Source organism: Arthrobacter sp. NPDC093125 (genome assembly GCF_044754225.1).
Lineage (GTDB): Bacteria > Actinomycetota > Actinomycetes > Actinomycetales > Micrococcaceae > Arthrobacter.
In genome coordinates this window covers 1-18764 of sequence record NZ_JBIVOQ010000007.1, presented here as the reverse complement: position 1 = coordinate 18764, position 18764 = coordinate 1, and the positions used below count along the sequence as shown (strand labels likewise).

Below are 18764 nucleotides of genomic sequence, written 5' to 3'. Positions count from 1 at the left end.
CTCCCTCACCGCGGCGCCTGACCACCATGGTCTACGAACGCTCACTCCGTAACTCACGGGGTATGAATCAGAAAGGTCCGCGATTACCGTGACCCACGAACTGCTCACGATCGGGCGAATCAGCGTTGATATCTACCCGAACGACATCGGGGTGGGCTTGGAGGACGTGACATCCTTCGGCAAGTACCTCGGCGGATCACCCTCCAACGTCGCTGTCGCCGCCGCCCGCCATGGCCGCCGTGCCGGCGTCATCACCCGCACCGGCGATGACCCCTTCGGCACCTACCTACACCGCGAACTGGAAAAGTTCGGTGTGGACGATTCCTTCGTCACCCCGGTCCAGGGGCTCCAGACGCCGGCGACCTTCTGCGCCATTCAGCCGCCGCATGACTTCCCGCTGTACTTTTACGGCCGTTTCCCCACCGCTCCGGACCTGCAGATCGAGGCCGAAGAATTGGATACCGACGCTATCCGGACGGCAGGCATTTTCTGGTCCACCGTTACCGGCCTCTGCCAGGAACCCAGCCGGGAAGCGCACATCAAGGCCCACGAAGCCCGGCCGCGCACCGGCCTGAAGCCCGGCCAGTACACGATCCTGGACCTCGACTACCGCCCCATGTTCTGGGCTTCCGAGGAGGAAGCCCGCGCCGAGGTCGCCAAGGTCCTGCCGCACGTGACCGTTGCCATGGGCAACGATCAGGAATGCGCCGTGGCCGTGGGACAGGGCACCCCTGATGAGCAGGCGGACCGCCTCCTGGCCGCCGGCGTGGAAATCGCCGTCGTCAAGCTTGGCCCGGAAGGCGTGATGGCCAAGACCCGCACCGAGCGCGTGGTCTCCGCCCCCGTCCCCGTGGAGACCGTCAACGGACTGGGAGCCGGTGACTCGTTCGGCGGAGCCTTCTGCCACGGACTGCTGTCCGGCTGGCCGCTGGCGCAGGTCCTCGATTATGCAAACGCAGCCGGCGCCATCGTTGCCTCCCGGCTGTCCTGCGCCGACGCCATGCCCACCCCGGCCGAGGTCACCTCCCTGCTCGCTGAGCGGGGACGCCTGGTTCCTGGCACGGACTCCGCCCCCCGCAAGCCTGCCGTTCCCGGCCAGGACCCCAGCACTCTCACCCCCGAAGGAGCGGCACTGTGAGCCTCAATCCCGGCAGCGCCACCCTCACCACGGTGGATGACGACCCCCGCCGCTATGAACACCTGAGCCGCATCCGCCTCGAGGACCCGGAAGCCGTGGCCCGCGCCGCGAAGGCTCGCCGCCGCCACCCGGGTCCGAAGGCAGGCAAGCAGAACTTCATCGTCGCCGCTGACCACCCGGCCCGCGGGGCCCTCGCCGTCGGCAGCGATCCAGTGGCCATGGCGGACCGCCGCCAGCTGCTGGACCGCCTGCGGATCGCCCTGGCCAACCCGGACGTGGACGGCGTGCTCGCTTCGCCGGACATCATGGACGACCTGCTGCTGCTGGGCGCCCTGGAAGGCAAGCTGGTCTTCGGGTCGATGAACCGTGGCGGCCTCACCGGGCTGGTCAACGAGTTCGATGACCGGTTCACCGGCCACACCGCTGCCGCCCTGGAGGCGCTGGGGGCCGACGGCGGGAAGATGCTGACCCGGATCTGCCTGGAGGACCCGGACACCGTGGTCACGCTGGAAGCCACCGCCAAGGCCATCGACTCCCTGGCCGAACGCAAGCTGATCGCGATGGTGGAGCCTTTCCTCTCGGTGCGCGAGAATGGCAGGGTCCGCAACGACCTGTCCACGGATGCGGTGATTAAGTCGATTGCGATCGCGGAGGGCCTGGGCTCCACCAGCGCCTACACCTGGATGAAACTGCCCGTCGTCGCGGAGATGGAACGCGTCATGGCGGCAACCACCATGCCCACCGTGCTGCTGGGCGGAGATCCTGCGGGTACCCAAGACGAGGTCTTCGCCAGCTGGCAGACCGCGCTGGCCCTGCCCGGCGTCCAGGGCCTCACCGTCGGCAGAACATTGTTGTATCCAAGAGATGGTGACGTAACGGCTGCCGTTGCTACAGCAGCCTCCCTCTTAAGCCACCGCGCGAGCACCCCGGAGTAAGAATCATGGCAACGCGAAGAATGACCGTGGCCCAGGCCGTGGTCGAGTACCTTTCCAAGCAGTACACCGTCGATTCTGTCGGCGGAGTGGACTACCGCGAGCGGCTCATCCCCGGCACGTTCGGCATCTTCGGCCACGGCAACGTGGCCGGTGTGGGCCAGGCGCTGAAGCAGTACCAGGCCGCGGACCCCACCGTGATGCCCTACTACCAGGGCCGCAACGAGCAGGCACAGGTCCACCAGGCCGTCGGCTACGCCCGGCACACACGCCGCCGCCAGACCTACGCGATCAGCACCTCCATCGGCCCGGGCTCCTCGAACCTGCTTACGGGCGCGGCGCTGGCCACCACGAACCGCCTGCCGGTGCTGCTGCTGCCGAGTGACACCTTCGCCACGCGCGCCGCGGACCCGGTCCTGCAGCAGCTTGAGCAGCCCTACGCCTACGACATCACGGTCAACGACGCCTTCCGGCCGCTGTCGAAGTTCTTCGACCGGGTCACCCGGCCCGAGCAGCTGTTCTCCGCGTTCCACCACGGCCTGCGCGTCCTCACCGACCCCGCCGAGACCGGCGCGGTGACCATCTCGCTGCCGCAGGACGTCCAGGCCGAAGCGTTCGACGTGCCCGAGGAATTCCTCGCCGAACGCGAGTGGCGCATCCGCCGCCCGGAAGCCGACGACGAGGACATCCGCCGCGCCGCCGAGGCCATCCGCGCGGCGAAGCGTCCCCTGATCGTCGCCGGCGGCGGCGTGCTCTACGCCTACGCCAACGAGGAACTCGCCAAGTTCGTGGAACTGACCGGCATCCCGGTGGGCAACACCCAGGCCGGCGTCGGCGTGCTGCCCTGGGACCACAAGTTCTCCCTGGGAGCCATCGGCTCCACCGGCACGACGGCGGCCAACGCCATCGCAGCCGAAGCGGACCTGATCATCGGCATCGGGACCCGCTACGAGGACTTCACCACCGCGTCCCGCACCGCGTTCCAGAACCCGGACGTGAAGTTCATCAACATCAACGTCGCCGCGATCGACGCCTACAAGCACGGCACCTCGCTGCCGATCGTGGCCGACGCACGCAAGGCCCTGGTCAAGCTGAACCAGGCCCTGGGCGGCTACCGCGTGGGCGCTGACGTCGAGCAGAAGATCGCCGCGGAAAAGCAGCGCTGGGACGCCACCGTGGACGCGGCCTTCGACACCCGCTACACGCCGCTGCCTGCACAGAACGAGATCATCGGCGCGACCAGCCGTGCCATGGCTGCCCAGGACGTCGTGATCTGCGCTGCCGGGTCCCTGCCGGGTGACCTGCACAAGATGTGGCGGGTCCGGGATCCGTTCGGCTACCACGTCGAGTACGCGTACTCCTGCATGGGCTATGAAATCCCCGGCGGCCTGGGCGTCAAGCGCGCAGCGCTGGCCGAAGCAGCCGGCGGCGGAACCCAGCGCGACGTCGTCGTGATGGTAGGGGACGGCTCTTACCTGATGATGCACACCGAACTGGTCACCGCCGTCGCCGAACGGATCAAGCTCATCGTCGTCCTGATCCAGAACCACGGCTACGCCTCCATCGGTTCCCTCTCGGAAATGCTCGGCTCCCAGCGCTTCGGCACCCAGTACCGCGTGCTGGACGAGGAACAGCACAGCTTCGACGAAGGCGAAACCCTCCCCGTGGACCTGGCCACCAACGCTGAAAGCCTCGGCGTGAAGGTCATCCGGATCGAACCGGGGGAAAAGGTCATCGCCGAACTCGAGCAGGCCATCCGCGACGCCAAGGCAGCACCGGAACGCGGCGGCCCCATCCTCATCCACGTCGAATCCGACCCGCTGCTGGATGCCCCCAGCTCCGAATCCTGGTGGGACGTTCCCGTCTCCCAGGTCTCCGAGCTTGAATCCACCAAACAGGCCTTCCAGGCCTACATCGATCAGAAAAACCGGCAGCGCCCGCTGCTCGGTTAGTCAGACAAGGAAGTCCAACATGACTCACACGATCAACCACTTCATTAACGGTGTTGAAACCGCCGGTGAAGGCGACCGCACGCAGGCGGTCTACAACCCCGCGACCGGGGCCGTCAGCGGCGAGCTGCGCCTGGCCAACCGCGCGGACCTGGACACCACCGTCGCCGCAGCCCGCGCCGCGGCCGACACCTGGGGCGATATTTCCCTGGCCAAGCGCACTGCGGTGCTGTTCAAGTTCCGCGAGCTCGTCGCCAGTCACATCGACGAGCTCGCCGCGCTGATCACCGCCGAGCACGGCAAGGTCCTCTCCGACGCCAAGGGCGAAATCGGCCGCGGCCTGGAGGTCATCGAGTTCGCCTGCGGCATCCCGCAGCTGCTCAAGGGCGACTACTCCGACCAGGTCTCCACCGGCATCGACGTCTTCTCCTTCCGCGAACCCCTCGGCGTGGTCGCCGGCATCACCCCATTCAACTTCCCCGTCATGGTCCCGCTGTGGATGGCCCCGATGGCCATCGCCACCGGCAACGCCTTCATCCTCAAGCCCTCCGAGCGCGACCCCTCCGCCTCCATGCTGCTGGCCAAGCTCTGGAAGCAGGCCGGGCTGCCCGACGGCGTCTTCCAGGTCCTGCACGGCGACAAGGAAACCGTTGACGGGCTGCTGACCCACCCGGACGTGGACGGCATCTCCTTCGTCGGCTCCACCCCGATCGCCAAGTACGTCCACGAGACCGCCACCCGGCACGGCAAGCGCGTCCAGGCCCTGGGCGGGGCGAAGAACCACGCCATCGTGATGCCCGACGCCGACCTGGACAACGCCGCGGACCACCTGGCCGCCGCCGCTTTCGGTTCCGCCGGGGAACGGTGCATGGCCATCTCCGTCGCCGTCGCCGTCGCTGACGCCGCTGACCTGCTCGTGAAGAAGGTCGAAGAGCGCGCCCTGGCCGTCAAGGTCGACAACGGCACCGTGCCCGGCGCCGAAATGGGACCGGTCATCACCCCGGCCTCCAAGGAACGCATCGTGCGGATCGTCACCGAAGCCGAACAGGCCGGCGCCGCCATGGTCGTGGACGGCCGCGACCTCGTGGTCCCCGGCCACGAAGAAGGCTTCTGGGTCGGCCCCACCGTGATCGACCACGTCAAGACCGAAATGACCGCCTACCAGGAGGAGATCTTCGGACCCGTCCTCGTCGTCGTCCGCGTCGACACCCTGGAAGACGGCATCAAGCTCATCAACTCCAACCCCTACGGCAACGGCACCGCCATCTTCACCTCCTCCGGCGCCCACGCCCGCAAGTTCCAGCGCTCCGTCACCGTGGGCATGGTCGGCATCAACGTGCCCCTGCCCGTCCCGGTGGCCTACCACTCCTTCGGCGGCTGGAAGGCCTCGCTCTTCGGCGACAAACACATCTACGGCCCCGAAGGCGTCTCCTTCTACACCCGCGGCAAGGTCATCACCTCCCGCTGGCCCGAACCCACCCACGCCTCCGGCGCCTCCTACAACTTCCCCTCCCACGCCGACGACAGCCACGCGGTCCGCCACGACGGCATCGCCGAGGGGCTGCCGGACGAGCTCGCCGGAGGAGAGGACGCCGTTCCCGGACGCGCCGACGACGCCACAGAAGGACGCGGACGCCGGGACTAATGAAAGCCCGTTTGCCCGCCAGTCCATTAATGTCACGACACACCCGCGATGGAGGCCCACGTGAAAATTGCCCTTGATCCCACCCCGTTCCACCACAGCCACAGCCTGCTGGAGTTCCCCAAGGTAGTGGCCGACCTCGGCTACAAGTACATGCAGATGACGCCGCACGCCGACTTCATCCCGTTCTACAACCACCCCAAGGCCGACGACGAGCTGGTGGGCCAGCTGAAGAAGGCCTGCAAGGACGCCAGCATCGAAATCGCCTCGGTGCTGCCGGTGCTGCGCTGGTCCGGGCCGGACGAAGACGCCCGCGAGGCAGCCGTCCGCTACTGGAAGCGCGCCATCCAGATCACCGTGGACCTCGGCGTAGGCACCATGAACACCGAGTTCAGCGGCCGGCCCGAAAAGGCCGAAGAATCCGAGCGTGCGTTTTACCGCTCCATGGAGGAACTGCTGCCGATCATCGAGCGCGAGGGCATTGACCTTCTCATCGACCCCCACCCGGACGACTTTGTCGAGGAGGGGCTGGCAGCCATCCGCGTGATCCGCGGCCTGAACTCCAAGAATGTCGGCATGGTCTACGTGGCCTCGCACAGCTTCCACATGAAGAACCGGCCCCTGGACATCATGCGCGCAGCAGGGGACAAACTGCGCCTGGTCCATGTCGCGGACACGATGGACCACCACGCCTCCCACGGCCTGCGCTACATCACCAACCCGCCGGGCAACCCGGTCCGGGTGCACCAGCACCTGAAGATCGGCGACGGCGACGTCAACTGGGAAGAATTCTTCGGCGGCCTGAACGAGATCGGCTTCCTGGACCGCGATGACACCGTGATGGTGTCCAGTGTCTTTGCCGAGGACGAGAGCGCGGAGGAGGTCTCCGGGTACCAGCTGGAGACCATGAAGCAATACGTGCAAAAGATCAAGTAACAGCCAAGAATCAGACGCAACAGAAGGCCTCCCGGTTTGTTTAGTGCTCGTCGAGCGCCGACATTCCTGGAGGTCTTTTGTGTCCCGCGTTCACCTGGTCTTGCCTCTTCGGTGCGCCTGTCTAAAGCGCTTGGACGCGATCCGGTCCGCATGTTCAGTGTCTTTGAGCACATCATCGCCCGTTGGCGAGGCTGGCTGTAGGACCAGCAGCAAGCCTTCGGGACTAGGAATCCGAGACCGGCAGTTCTGCCCTGGACTGCCTTCATCGGGGCTCAGCCCGGGGGTGGTCACCGTCGGTGGCCCGTGTGTCTCCCGCAGAAGGGTACGGGGGCGGGAGTACAGCGCGCAGCGGCTGCGCAGCACCAGGGCATGAACCTGTGTCTTGAGGGACAGGGCAGGAAAACCAAAGCCGCGTCGCCGCGGTGCCGTTTTCGGCTGTTTAGGGGATCAGATGAGATCCGTCACTGGGGGTGGCCGCGCTGGATAACTGTGTTTGTGGCCGCCCTCCCTGGGGCGGCTGTGCCTTAGAGCGTAACTCCGTTTAGGTTCGCGACGCTTAAATCATTGCTCCGGTCACGCCGGTGACAGGTTCGCTGGGCAGGGTCAGCACGTGCATGAACAACTCTTCGACGGTGCTTTTCTGCTCTTGTGCAGAAGAACAGCGTGGACCGCCAGCGGGGCCCTCCACGGTGGGGCGCTTAGGCTGGCGACTGTGACCGGGGCGGGGCCGCGGAACTCAAACATGAGCAGACCCGGCAGGTACAAGAATGTGCCTGCCGGGTCGGTTGCCTATTATGGAGCTGGCCAACGGCCGCTCCCTTGTTGCTACCGGGCGCCGGTCGCTTCAGTGTCCACTCCCGCGACTTCAGCCTGGACTTCCTTGACGATGTCGCCGTGCCCGCCGAGCTGTTCGAGTTCGTGGGCGAGTTCGGCGAGTTCTGCGCCGCCGGCCATCTGGGCGGTGAGTTCGTCGAGGGTGATGTCCTTTTTGTCGTAGTAGCCGATGGAGCGGCCGCGCTTGAGGAGCAGGAACCTGTCGCCCACGGGGAAGGCGTGGTGGGGGTTGTGGGTGATGAAGATGACGCCCAGTCCCCGGTCGCGGGCCTGCAGGATGTAGCGCAGGACCACGCCGGACTGCTTCACGCCGAGGGCAGCGGTGGGTTCGTCCAGGATCAGGACCTTCGCGCCGAAGTACACGGCGCGGGCGATCGCGACGCACTGGCGCTCACCGCCTGAGAGTTGGCCGATGGGCTGTTCGACATCACGGAGGTCGATGCCCATGTCGGCGAGCTCTTTCTTGGTGATGTCCTTCATCTTCTGGACATCGAGCTTCTTGAACGGTCCGACGCCGGTGGTCAGCTCTGAGCCCAGGAAGAAGTTGCGCCAGATGGGCATCAGCGGCACCACGGCGAGGTCCTGGTAGACGGTGGCGATGCCGACGTCCAGGGCGTCCCTGGGGGACGTGAACTTGCGGTCCTCCCCCATGATTTTCAGGACGCCTTCGTCGTGCTGGTGCAGCCCGGCGATGATCTTGATCAGGGTGGATTTGCCGGCACCGTTGTCACCGAGGACGCAGGTGACGCGGCCGTTGTCGACGGCCATCGTGACGTCGGTGAGGGCGACGATGTTCCCGTAGTGCTTGCCCACGCTCTCCAAGGAGAGCAGGTGCACGGGGGTGTGGGTCAGCGGGTCCTTTTCATCCTTGAGGAGCTGCTGCTGGTCGATCTGCTTGGCGTTCATGGTTTTCAGCCCTTACTTGCTTGCGTCGGCGCGGCGCTTGACGATCAGGTTCACGATGGTGGCCAGGAGCAGCATCAGGCCCAGGAAGAACTTGAACCAGTCCGGGTTCCACTGGGCGTAGACGATGCCCTTGTTGGCCATGCCGAAGATGAAGGCGCCGATGGCGCCGCCCACGGCCGAGCCGTAGCCGCCGGTGAGGAGGCAGCCGCCGATGACCGCTGCGATGATGTAGAGGAATTCGTTGCCCACGCCTTCGCCGGACTGCACGGCGTCGAAGGCGAACAGGTTGTGCATGCCCAGGATCCAGCCGCAGAAGCCGACGGCCATGAAGAGGCCGATCTTGGTGGCCTTGACCGGGACGCCCACGGCGCGGGCGGCGTTTGCGTCGCCGCCGACGGCGAAGATCCAGTTGCCCACCTTGGTGCGCAGCAGTACCCAGGACGCCACGGCAACCAGGGCGATCCAGATGAAGACCGTGTTGTTCACGTCCACGCCGGCGATGTTTACCGAGGAGGCGAAGATGGCGCGGGCCGCCTGGTAGCCGTCCATGCTGGAAATGGACGGGGAGGACACGCCGCCGCCGATCATGCGCGTCAGGCCAAGGTTCAGGCCGGTCAGCATCAGGAACGTTGCGAGAGTGACGATGAAGCTCGGCAGCTTGGTCTTCATCAGGATCCAACCGTTGATGAAGCCGATGCCCAGGGACACCACGAGCGCCAGGACCACACCGACCCACACGTTCATGCTGAAGTACCAGCTGAACATGGAGGCGGTCAGGGCGGAGCTGATCACGGCAACACCGGTGGAAAGGTCGAACTCCCCGCCGATCATCAGCAGCGACACTCCCACGGCCATGATGCCGATGGTGGAGCTGCCGTAAAGGACCGTGGCGAAGGCATTCGGCTGGATGAACGTCTGGGAGACGGAGGCGAAGAAGACGAAGAGGACGATTGCGCCCACGAGGGCGCCGACTTCCGGACGTCCGAGCAGCTTCTGCAAAGGGTTGCGTTTTGCAACGCGCTCATCTCGCGCTGCCGGGGGCTTTGTCACACTCTGGGTGATGGTCATGATGATTCTCCTACCTAGGGCCGGGTCCGCAGCCTGAAGCCGCGGACCCGGCCCAGCGGGTTGTTAGCGGATACCCTGCTCGGCGAATTTCAAGACGTCCGCCGCATTGGATTCATCGACGATGGCCGGGCCGGTCAGCACCGGGAGGCCACCGCCGAGCCGGAAACCGCCACGCTTGTTCTGCCACAACGCATCCACGGCGCCGTAACCCTGAAGCCAGGGTTGCTGGTCCACGGTGAACATCACACTGCCATCGACGATCTTCTGGGTAAGTTCACGGTTCAGGTCGAAGCTGGCAACCTTGGCCGAACTTTTCGCCGTAGCGACGGACTTCAGGAGCGTTAGCGTGATGGGGGCGCCCAGGCCGATGATGACATCAGCATCCTTGGAAGCTTGCAGCTTTGCCGTCGCAGTCGACTCGACAGCAGTCATATCAGCGCCGTTTACGTAAAGGATCTCCGTACCGGGGACCTTGGCCTTCACGCCGGCACAACGGGCCTCCAAGCCCACATGTCCCTGCACCTGGATCACGCAGATGGGATGCTTGACACCCTGCGCTGCCAGCTTTTCTCCTACAGCCTGACCTGCGAGTTCCTCGTTGGAACCGAAGTGTGTGAAGGCGCCGAGTTCCTTGGAGACCGATTCACCGGCGTTCACGCTTACGACAGGAATACCGGCATCAGTAGCCTTCTTCAGTACACTCCTCAGGGCATCCGGCGTCGCCAGGGTGACGGCGATGCCGTCCACCTTCTGGTCGATAGCCTGCTGAATCAGCTGCGACTGCCGGCCGGCTTCGGGGTCATTCGTGTAAAGCAACTCAACATTGTCTTTCGCCGCCGCTTCCTCGGCACCCTTACGGACAGTGTCCCAGAAGGTGTCACCCGCCGGAGCATGCGTGATCAGGGCAATTTTCATCCGGTCCGTCGTGGCCACCTGGCCGCCCCCGGCGGCGTTGTTTGCTTCCGGTGCCCTTCCACCTTGGCTGGAGCAGGCTGTTAGCGCCAGCATCGGGACTGCAACTGCCGCGACCGCCGCGCGGCGCCAAAAGAACTTCTTCACTGCTGATCTCCTTCGATCCAGGCCTAATGAGGAATGCACACCGCGGGTAAACCTCGAAAGAAAGAGAGGCGATGTGATTCAGAGCATATGGAGCGCTCCATGAAACCGAGACTACGGTCAATACTTTGTCCTGTCAATCCCTCAATGTCCATGGTGCGACGAGTCTGCCAAAGAAGGGCGCAGCCTCCCGCAACTGCCTGCTACCCCAGCGGCAACGCCATTGGTGCGGAGGCTCGCCGGCGGGTAACTCACCTAGTGCTTGCCCAGCATCCTCCGCGGCCGCGCGGTCGGCGCCCGTCTCGCCGCCTCCTAGCGTCGGGAGTACCTAACTCATGCATGAAAGACCGTCAGGTGGGGGCGCACCCCAACCTGACGTTCTTGGGTTTGATGTCTTGCCGTTCTTCTTGACTGGCCTTGAAACTCAATCTGACACGGTGAGGGTTGGAGGTGTCGTGGCTGGACAGCGACTGGGTATGTGCGGGTGAGCACCCTGGACCGGGTCTTCACGGATAACGCCTCCGGCCGGGACACCGCCAGGCCGCGGCTGGCTCAACTGTGCGCTTCGACCTCGACGGGGACACGGTCGTCGGTGCACAACATGGACCGGCTCGCCCGCGATCTGGACGACCTGCGCGCCCTGGTCCAGGGCCTGACCCGTAGAGGCGTCCACGTGGAGTTCGTCAAGGAACACCTCCTTTTCACCGGAGAGGACTCCCCCATGGCCAGCCTCATGCTCTCGGTCATGCCATGGACTACGGCATCAGCCGTGAAACCGTCTACCAGTACCTCCGCCCAAGCCAAACCGATGTGACGCCCCGCCGACGAACCGGCTCTGCCCAAGACTGGTGGGCGATGCTGTCGCTGCACCTGAGCGGCAACCGTGTTACCTGAGCGGTAACCGTGGAGAGAAGTGCTTGGGTCGAGGCTGGAGATGATATGGTGGCGGAAGTTTCACCACTTTCACCAGTTTCACCTGGTTTCACCTCGGAGCGTCCGTTGCAGAACCCCTCTAAGCAGAACCCGTTTAAACCGACCGCTGGAGCCACGCCTCCTGTACTGATCGGGCGGGCAGGGCTCTTGGACGAGTTCGAGTACGGCCTGCAGCAAGGTTCCGGCGCACCGGGTCTCCTGACCATCATCACCGGGTCCAGAGGTATCGGCAAGACAGTCATGCTCAGCACAGCAGAGGCAATCGCCAGGGCCCACGGTTGGGCCGTCATATCCCGGACAGCCACCCCCGGCTTCCTCGCGGGGATCGGCGATGACATGCTCCGGCTCATCGAAGAGCTCGGAGACGGACCACCAGTCCGGAAGATCACAGCATTCTCCGCGGCCGGGTTCGGCCTGACAACACAGCTCCCTCCCGAACGGATTGCGGACTGGCGACGGACCGGGAACGAGCTGCTGCAGCTGCTGGACGCCAAGGGCACCGGCCTCGTCATCACCATTGACGAGATACATGCCGTTGACCGGACGGAGATCTCGCAACTGGCCGCCGACGTCCAACATTTCATCCGCGACGGACTGCCCATCGGCCTGATCTTCGCCGGCCTGCCATCGGCCGTGTCCGACCTCCTCAACGAAGGCGTTGCCACCTTCCTGCGCCGGGCCGACAGGATCAATCTCCACGAGGCAGCCATCGCCGAGGTCACCGCATCGTACAGCGAGCTCTTCAGCCAGGCAGGCATCAGCATCTCCACCGACTTCATCACCAAGGCTGCAGAGGCCACAGAAGGTTACCCCTTCCTGATCCAGCTTGTCGGCTACTACCTCTGGCTGGAGGCAAGCAAGGAAGACTGGAAGCTGGATGGAAGCAGCGTTCAACGGGCAATCGCTGCCGCCCAAAGGCGCAACACACTGGTCGTCGTAGAGTCAGCACTCTCGGACATCTCAGAGAAAGACCGCGAGTTCCTGGACGCCATGGCAGTACAGGATGGTCCCTCAGCGGCCGGTCAAATAGGCAGCATCCTCAAAGCCAAGCCCAACGTGGTGTCCAAATACCGGCGAAGGCTCATCGCAGCGGGCCTCATCGAGTCAGCCGGTTACGGAAAAGTCGACTTTGCCATCCCCGGACTCCGCCAATACCTCCGCCACTAGCGCGTGTGCCCGCGGCCAGGGCGGCAATCGAGTCCGCGTCCTCCGAGTCAGCTTCGATGAGGGCCCATCCGTGCGCCGCGACCGGCAACTGCGACCGAACCGCCCCGAGCCTGGACCTCGACGGACCCGCGAGTCCGACTCGCATACCGGCCGGTGCATGCTCCGCGACGTAGCCGGCGATCAGTCGGCGAACGAAACCCGTCGCTCCGTAGAGAACGAGGTCATGTTCCCGAGATGAGTTGTCCATAACTGCAGCCTTTCACAGCAGCAACTCCAAGCTGACACACGGCTCCTTGCCTTGGTCCTCGGAACAACCGGAACGGATCTTACGTTCTAACGAGAAGTCCGGTCCGCCCGCCCACAGCCGGGGACAATTCTCGTAGGTTATCCACCGCTACTGCTGCCAGTGAGCTACCAAGACGGCTCCCTACTCCAGCCGTGGATAACCTGAATTGACCCCAGCCATTGGACGGAAGGAAGTCGCCACCAGTTCCGGCCGCGTGATCAGCAAGCACGCGTTTGTCCCACCGAAGCCGGTTGACGGAATAGTCATTATCGGCTCTTGAACAACGGCTCGGGGAGTCGCTGCAAAAGTGATAATCCGTCGGATACCACGAATCAATTTGGGCTGCTATGCACCCCTCCTGTCGCCCTGCAGGTTTTACGAATCGCCCGTCGTTCGGCGGGGCTGCCATGGAGAGCTACCGGCACTACCCGGGCACCGCTCGTTCACAGGGGTAGGGGCCGGTTCGCGATGACGTTCTTCATGATCAGGGTGGAGCTCAGGCGCTGTACGCCGGGCAGGGCGGAGAGTTGCTCGTCGTAAAGCCGTTGGAACGTCCGGACGTCGCGTGCGACTACTTGGAGGAGGTAGTCCGGATCGCCGAAGAGGCGCTGTGCCCGCACGACGTTCGCTACTCTTGCAACGGCCTCTTCGAAGGCCGCCACAGTATCCCGGTCTCCATCACGCATCGTGACGAAAACCAAGGATTCAAAGGTGAGGCCAAGTGTCTCGGCGTCCAACTGTGCCCGGTATCCAGTGATGGCGCCTGACTGCTCCAATGCACGCAGCCGGCGGTGGCAGGGTGACAGGCTCAGCCCCACACGCTCAGCCAGCTCTGTCAGGGAGAGACGACCGTCCATCTGCAGCTCCGCAAGAATTTTTCTGTCCAACTTGTCCATGGGGAAGATTCTTCCTCAAAGCGGTGCCCTGACCAAAGAACTTGGAAGCACATTCCGGCCACACTCTTCTAAGCTTTTTCTAGGGCCCTACACCCAAGCGCCCCTCAGAATAAGGGAGAACAAACGTGCCGATCGGATCCATGGCCGCATTTTGGGCTGTCTCCTTCCTGTTCGTGTTGACCCCGGGTGCGGACTGGGCATACGCGATCTCCGCAGGGCTCCGCCACCGGACGGTCATTCCCGCTGTGGCCGGTCTGCTGACGGGGCACCTTCTGGCCACTGCGGTCGTCGCGGCAGGTGTAGGGGCAGTAGCGGCCAGCTCACCAATAGTTCTGACCGTCCTGACAGTCGTCGGATCCGCGTACCTGATATGGCTGGGGTCTGGCATGTTCAGGAGTCCGTCCCTTCCGGAGGCCGGAGTTGCTTACGTCGAGGGCAGCTGGGCACGTCAGGCGCTTAAGGGCGCAGGGATCAGCGGCCTGAACCCCAAGGTCTTTCTCCTATTTCTGGCACTTCTGCCCCAGTTCACCAATCCCGCCAATCCGTGGCCCGTTGCCGGGCAGATCGTGGCACTGGGCCTGGTCCATGTTGCTAGCTGCGCCATTATCTACACCGGCGTCGGCGCCGGCGCCCGCGTGGTGCTGCGCACCCGGCCAACCGCCGCCCGTGCCGTAACCAGATTTTCCGGCGCGGCCATGATGGTCATCGGAGTAATCCTGCTCCTCGAACAGCTGCTCCACTGGTACTCCTAGTCCTGCAGCCACCCACTACCAAAACACTTCGGAGAACATAGCCTTGCAGTCAGAACAGCTCCAGCGCACCTACTTGGACCTCACAACCCCTCACGTCGCCGATGCATGCATGCGCCTGGGCATCGACGTGCGGTGTGCCCCGGTAGGAACCGCCCCGCTGTGGACGGGAACCCATATGGTTGGCCGCGTCGCCGCTGCCCAGCACGCAGGAAGCGTCGACGTCTTCCTCGAAGCCATCAACCGAGCCGAGCCTGGCGACATTCTGGTAGTGGATAACGGAGGCAGACAGGACGAAGCCTGCGTCGGTGACCTCGTCACCCTCGAAGCAAGCCGGGCGGGCCTGTCCGGCATCCTCATTTGGGGACTGCATCGTGACACCGCCGAACTGCGGACCATTCGCCTGCCCGTATTCAGCCTGGGCGCCCTGCCAGTGGGACCGCAGCGCCTCGACCCGCGTGATCCTGCCGCGCTCGAGTCGGCAATGTCCGGGCTTTACAGCGTCACGGCTAATGACTTCGTCCTGGGAGACGACGACGGTGTGCTCTTTGTCCCTTTGGACCGCGCCGACGATGTGGCGCAGGTGGCGGAGAAAATCCGAGATACCGAACGCGCGCAAGCCGCCCGCATGCACCTCGGCATCACCCTCAGGAACCAGGCAGGCTTAGAGGAGTACATTTCGGCACGAAATGCCAATCCAGAGACGACCTTCCGGCAGCACCTCCGCTCCATCGGCGGAGAGATCGAGGAATAGCCCCCAACTGCCTTCGGATTCAGGGCCGCAGTCCCAAGCGAAGCGAGCCGCAGGTCTTGGCCGGGAGCTACTGAGGCCGGGGGCAAGCGAATGCCGCGTTCAGGCCCCGGGCTTCGGTTAGTTCCGCATCGCGTCCGTCCATCCAATGATTCCCTGTGTTCTGACTGGAGCCGAGGACTCTGCATGCCGCCTGGTTCACGGCCCTCTTTTGGGTGCTTCCGGCGTCCCGATCATCCCTTGAAGAGAACCCAGTGACCTGTCCGTCGATCGAGAGGGGAACCGGCTGGTGTCATGAGGTCCCGGCGCCGGCTCCCGTCCGTCGGGTTTGCGTGTTGCGATTCCGCGTGCCGGCGCCGGAAATTTAGGATGCGATGCTCGTTGGCAGCGCGGGCAATAGGCTTGGTAGCGGTGCTATCGGAGACTTGCCTGCACGCCGGAGATCGTCAGATATCGGTTTTGGCGATGTAAACGTCGCAGGGGGCGTTGTGCGCGACACTGCTTGCGATGCTGCCGAGCACGCGCCCGATTCCCTGCATGCGCTTGTTGCCCACAACGATCATTCGGGCGCCGTATTTTTCCGCTTGTTTGAGCAGGGCCTGGGCTGGCGTGCCACGGACGGCGAAGTAGGCCACTTTGAGTTCGCCTGTGCTGAGGTCGACGGCCACGCTTCGGGCGACCTTTTCGGCGTTATCTTCGGTCGAGACAGCCAACTGGTCGCTCCCCGTACCAAACACGACGGTGTGGTCACCATCGAACGCGGTAATTACGTGCAGTGTGGTTCCCAGCGCCAGCGCCAGGTCCCGCGCGGATTCCGCGGCCTTCCTGGCGGTTTCGCTGCCGTCGACGCCTACGACGATTACTCCGGTCATAGTTTTCACTCTCCTTGTTGTTCCATCGAAAAAATTCAGTGGCGTTCGCCGGGTGTGCCGTACCACTTGGACTCGAGATGGTCAGCGACTACGCGGCGGACCGTTCCGGAGTGAGACCGCAGGACGATGCTGGAGGTGCGGATCAGGCCGGAACCCCGGCGCACGCCCTCGACGAGAGCGCCATCAGTCACGCCTGTTGCGACAAAGTAGACGTTGTCGCCCCGCACCAGATCATCCTGGTTCAACACGCGCCCCAGATCGTGCCCGGCGTCCAGAGCAGCGGAGCGCTCAGCGGCGTTGCCGGGCGCGAGACGGGCCTGGATCACGCCTCCGAGAGCCTTGACCGCACAGGCAGTGATGATCCCTTCCGGAGTCCCTCCAATGCCGACGCACATGTCGATCCGAGAATCCGGGCGTGCGGCGTTGATGCCTCCAGCGACGTCTCCGTCCAGGAGCAGACGGGTGGAGGCTCCGGTGGCCCTGATGTCGGCGATCAACTGCGAGTGGCGGGGGCGGTCCAGCACTGCGATCTGGAGGTCGGCCACGGGCATCCCCTTCGCATTGGCAAGTGCCCGGATATTCTCCGAAATGGGCCGGTCCAGGTTGATGACGCCGTGTCCTTCGGGGCCGGTGACGATCTTGTCCATATAGAAGACAGCGCTGGGGTCGAACATGGATCCGCGATCGGAGACAGCAATGACCGAGAGAGCGTTTTGCCGCCCGGCCGCCGTGAGACTTGTTCCGTCAATCGGGTCCACAGCCATATCGCAGACAGGTCCTCTGCCGTTGCCCACGTGCTCTCCGTTGAACAGCATTGGAGCTGCGTCCTTCTCCCCTTCACCGATCACGACAACACCGTCGAATGCCACGGTGCCCAGGAATGACCGCATGGCATCGACGGCTGCGCCGTCGGCCGCGTTCTTGTCACCTTTACCGATGAAAGGAGCTGCCCGGATGGCCGCCGCTTCGGTTGCACGCACCAGCTCCATCCCCAGATTTCGGTCCGGAAGGGTGCCTGCGGGAGCTTGGGAATCACTGTTCACGTGCACCACTGTACAGAAAATCGGGCAAGTGGTCGACCACTTGACCACTTAGCTTGACTGGTCGACCACTTAGGCGATACCGTCGAAGTCGTGCCCGAGCCGAAAGGTTCTGGGATGAAGGTTGCCCCAGCGGTGGCCCAGAACGTCAGAGTCGCCGTCAGGGATAAGAATCCCTCTACACAAGGAGTAACGATGCTCGCCGTCTTCGGATTCGCAACCCTCGCGACATTTATGGTCGCGGTCATGCGCAGATGGGCCACAGCGTTTGTCGCCATCATCAGCGCACCCGTCCTGTTCGCTGTCATCGCCGGCTTCGGCCCCAGGCTGGGCGACATGGTGCTCACCGGCCTTGAAACAGTCGCGCCGACCGCAGTCCTGCTCCTGTTCGCAGTCCTGTACTTCGGCGTCATGATGGACGCCAAACTCTTCGACCCGATCTCGAAACTCATTCTCCGGCTGTCCAAAGGCGACCCGGTCCGCATTTGCGTCGGAACAGCCGTATTGTCCCTGGTGGTGGCCCTGGACGGTGACGGCACCACCAGCTACATGATCATTTGTTCGGCATTCCTGCCGATCTACAAGAGGCTGAACATCAACCCGCTGGTGATCGCCACCGTTGCAGCCATGTCGTTGGGCCTCATCTCCGGATCAACCCCCTGGGGCGGCGCGGCAACCCGGGCAATCAGTGTGCTCGAACTGGACGCAACCGACTACTTCGTGAGCCTCATTCCGTCACTGGCACTTACCTCCGTCTTTGTTCTTGTGGTCGCGTACGTCCTTGGCTTGACGCAGCGCAAGCACGTCAACGCAGCTGCGGCTGCGGAACTCGCCGCTGAAATCAAGAACGGCACCCTCCACGCCGAAGAACGCGCCACCTGGCGCACCTGGGTAAACGCAGGCCTCACGATTCTGCTTCTCGTCCTGCTGATCACCGGTGTCGCACCCCTGGTGGTTCTCTTCATTGGAGCCTTCGTCATTGCCCTGGTCATCAACTACCCGAAACTCCACACCCAGGGTGAACTCGTCAAGCGTCACGCCGCAAGCGCAGTGCCCGTCGTGATGCTGGTCCTCGCAGCAGGCGTCTTCACCGGCATCCTCTCGGACTCCGGCATGATCCAGGCGATGGCAGACGCGCTGCTGAGCGTCGTTCCGACCTCGCTCGGCGGACTGCTGCCCCTCTTCACCGCCATCATCGCGATCCCTCTCGGGTTCTTTATGTCCAACGATGCGTTCTTCTTCGGTATCCTCCCGGTCCTCTCCGAATCAGCCTCGCAGTACGGGATCCACGCCAACGAAATCGCCCGGGCGGGTGTTGTGGGACAGATTTCCCACATGATCGGCCCCGCCTCGGCGCCCCTGTGGGTACTTCTGGGTCTTTTGAAGAAGGACCTTGGCGAATTCCAAAAGTTCTCCATCCTCTGGATCGTCGGCGGCTGCTTTGCCTTTATCGCCTTCCAGCTCCTCACCGGCGCAATCAACCTCACCTTCTAAGCGCCCCTCCCGTAACCTCCGGTCCGTCAACGAGACCTGGATATATAGAAAAGGAAATACCGTGACTGAATCCAAGCAGTACCGACTGGCCGTTCTGAACGGCGATGGCATCGGC

The 18764-nt window shown here is 63.9% G+C and carries 14 protein-coding genes and 2 pseudogenes; 10 read left to right on the top strand and 6 right to left on the bottom strand.

Annotated elements, in window-relative coordinates:
- Positions 1 to 88 precede the first annotated feature (88 nt).
- From iolC to ACIP9X_RS14170, 5 genes and pseudogenes are all read left to right on the top strand, one after another.
- Positions 89 to 1138 (top strand): 5-dehydro-2-deoxygluconokinase, encoded by a 1050-nt coding sequence (gene iolC, locus ACIP9X_RS14190; protein ID WP_400480394.1) that lies wholly within the window; start codon positions 89 to 91, stop codon positions 1136 to 1138.
- Positions 1135 to 2073 carry a deoxyribose-phosphate aldolase gene (locus tag ACIP9X_RS14185; RefSeq protein WP_400480393.1) on the top strand — a complete coding sequence of 313 codons (939 nt, stop codon included), beginning with the start codon at positions 1135 to 1137 and terminating at the stop codon, positions 2071 to 2073. The genes iolC and ACIP9X_RS14185 overlap by 4 nt, the downstream gene beginning before the upstream one ends.
- 20 nt (positions 2074 to 2093) lie before the next feature.
- A complete protein-coding gene (iolD, locus tag ACIP9X_RS14180) occupies positions 2094 to 4022 on the top strand; it encodes a 3D-(3,5/4)-trihydroxycyclohexane-1,2-dione acylhydrolase (decyclizing) (protein WP_400480531.1) in 1929 nt (642 codons plus the stop codon).
- A gap of 19 nt (positions 4023 to 4041) precedes the next feature.
- Positions 4042 to 5535: pseudogene (locus ACIP9X_RS14175) on the top strand (CoA-acylating methylmalonate-semialdehyde dehydrogenase); the annotation flags it as partial.
- Positions 5536 to 5724: 189 nt separating this feature from the next.
- Positions 5725 to 6597, top strand: a complete 873-nt coding sequence (locus ACIP9X_RS14170; protein ID WP_400480392.1) for a sugar phosphate isomerase/epimerase family protein — start codon at positions 5725 to 5727, stop codon at positions 6595 to 6597.
- A gap of 825 nt (positions 6598 to 7422) precedes the next feature.
- Here the strand turns inward: ACIP9X_RS14170 and ACIP9X_RS14165 are convergent.
- The 3 genes from ACIP9X_RS14165 to ACIP9X_RS14155 form a co-directional block, all read right to left on the bottom strand.
- Entirely contained in the window at positions 7423 to 8337 is a 915-nt protein-coding gene (locus ACIP9X_RS14165) for an ATP-binding cassette domain-containing protein (RefSeq protein ID WP_400480391.1), read from the bottom strand.
- A gap of 12 nt (positions 8338 to 8349) precedes the next feature.
- Positions 8350 to 9405 carry an ABC transporter permease gene (locus ACIP9X_RS14160; RefSeq protein WP_400480390.1) on the bottom strand — a complete coding sequence of 352 codons (1056 nt, stop codon included), beginning with the start codon at positions 9403 to 9405 and terminating at the stop codon, positions 8350 to 8352.
- A gap of 63 nt (positions 9406 to 9468) precedes the next feature.
- Positions 9469 to 10464: a substrate-binding domain-containing protein gene (locus tag ACIP9X_RS14155; protein ID WP_400480389.1), complete on the bottom strand. Its 996-nt coding sequence runs from the start codon at positions 10462 to 10464 to the stop codon at positions 9469 to 9471.
- A 475-nt stretch (positions 10465 to 10939) separates the two neighbouring features.
- Here ACIP9X_RS14155 and ACIP9X_RS14150 point away from each other — a divergent pair.
- Positions 10940 to 11209 (top strand): annotated as a pseudogene (locus ACIP9X_RS14150) (recombinase family protein); the annotation flags it as partial.
- Between the two features lie 251 nt (positions 11210 to 11460).
- Positions 11461 to 12561, top strand: a complete 1101-nt coding sequence (locus tag ACIP9X_RS14145) for an AAA family ATPase (protein WP_400480388.1) — start codon at positions 11461 to 11463, stop codon at positions 12559 to 12561.
- A gap of 729 nt (positions 12562 to 13290) precedes the next feature.
- Here ACIP9X_RS14145 and ACIP9X_RS14140 read toward each other — a convergent pair.
- Positions 13291 to 13743 (bottom strand): Lrp/AsnC family transcriptional regulator, encoded by a 453-nt coding sequence (locus tag ACIP9X_RS14140; protein ID WP_400480387.1) that lies wholly within the window; start codon positions 13741 to 13743, stop codon positions 13291 to 13293.
- 125 nt (positions 13744 to 13868) lie between these two features.
- Here ACIP9X_RS14140 and ACIP9X_RS14135 point away from each other — a divergent pair, with 125 nt between their 5' ends.
- Entirely contained in the window at positions 13869 to 14495 is a 627-nt protein-coding gene (locus tag ACIP9X_RS14135) for a LysE family translocator (protein WP_400480386.1), read from the top strand.
- Positions 14496 to 14538: 43 nt separating this feature from the next.
- Positions 14539 to 15246: an RraA family protein gene (locus ACIP9X_RS14130; protein WP_400480385.1), complete on the top strand. Its 708-nt coding sequence runs from the start codon at positions 14539 to 14541 to the stop codon at positions 15244 to 15246.
- A 443-nt stretch (positions 15247 to 15689) separates the two neighbouring features.
- Here ACIP9X_RS14130 and ACIP9X_RS14125 read toward each other — a convergent pair whose 3' ends face one another.
- Positions 15690 to 16115 (bottom strand): universal stress protein, encoded by a 426-nt coding sequence (locus ACIP9X_RS14125; protein ID WP_400480384.1) that lies wholly within the window; start codon positions 16113 to 16115, stop codon positions 15690 to 15692.
- Positions 16116 to 16150: 35 nt separating this feature from the next.
- The gene (glpX, locus tag ACIP9X_RS14120; protein ID WP_400480530.1) at positions 16151 to 17104 is read right to left on the bottom strand and encodes a class II fructose-bisphosphatase; all 954 of its coding nucleotides are present in this window, start codon (positions 17102 to 17104) and stop codon (positions 16151 to 16153) included.
- A gap of 168 nt (positions 17105 to 17272) precedes the next feature.
- Here glpX and ACIP9X_RS14115 point away from each other — a divergent pair, with 168 nt between their 5' ends.
- The gene (locus tag ACIP9X_RS14115) at positions 17273 to 18649 is read left to right on the top strand and encodes a CitMHS family transporter (protein WP_400480383.1); all 1377 of its coding nucleotides are present in this window, start codon (positions 17273 to 17275) and stop codon (positions 18647 to 18649) included.
- Positions 18650 to 18764: the final 115 nt, after the last annotated feature.

Excerpts from the sequence above, each read along its gene's own strand:
- ACIP9X_RS14160 (WP_400480390.1), bottom strand. The coding sequence starts at position 9,405 with ATGACCATCACCCAGAGTGTGACAAAGCCCCCGGCAGCGCGAGATGAG.
- iolD (WP_400480531.1), top strand. The coding sequence starts at position 2,094 with ATGACCGTGGCCCAGGCCGTGGTCGAGTACCTTTCCAAGCAGTACACC.
- ACIP9X_RS14125 (WP_400480384.1), bottom strand. The coding sequence starts at position 16,115 with ATGACCGGAGTAATCGTCGTAGGCGTCGACGGCAGCGAAACCGCCAGG.
- ACIP9X_RS14140 (WP_400480387.1), bottom strand. The coding sequence starts at position 13,743 with ATGGACAAGTTGGACAGAAAAATTCTTGCGGAGCTGCAGATGGACGGT.
- glpX (WP_400480530.1), bottom strand. The coding sequence starts at position 17,104 with ATGGAGCTGGTGCGTGCAACCGAAGCGGCGGCCATCCGGGCAGCTCCT.
- ACIP9X_RS14165 (WP_400480391.1), bottom strand. The coding sequence starts at position 8,337 with ATGAACGCCAAGCAGATCGACCAGCAGCAGCTCCTCAAGGATGAAAAG.
- ACIP9X_RS14115 (WP_400480383.1), top strand. The coding sequence starts at position 17,273 with ATGAAGGTTGCCCCAGCGGTGGCCCAGAACGTCAGAGTCGCCGTCAGG.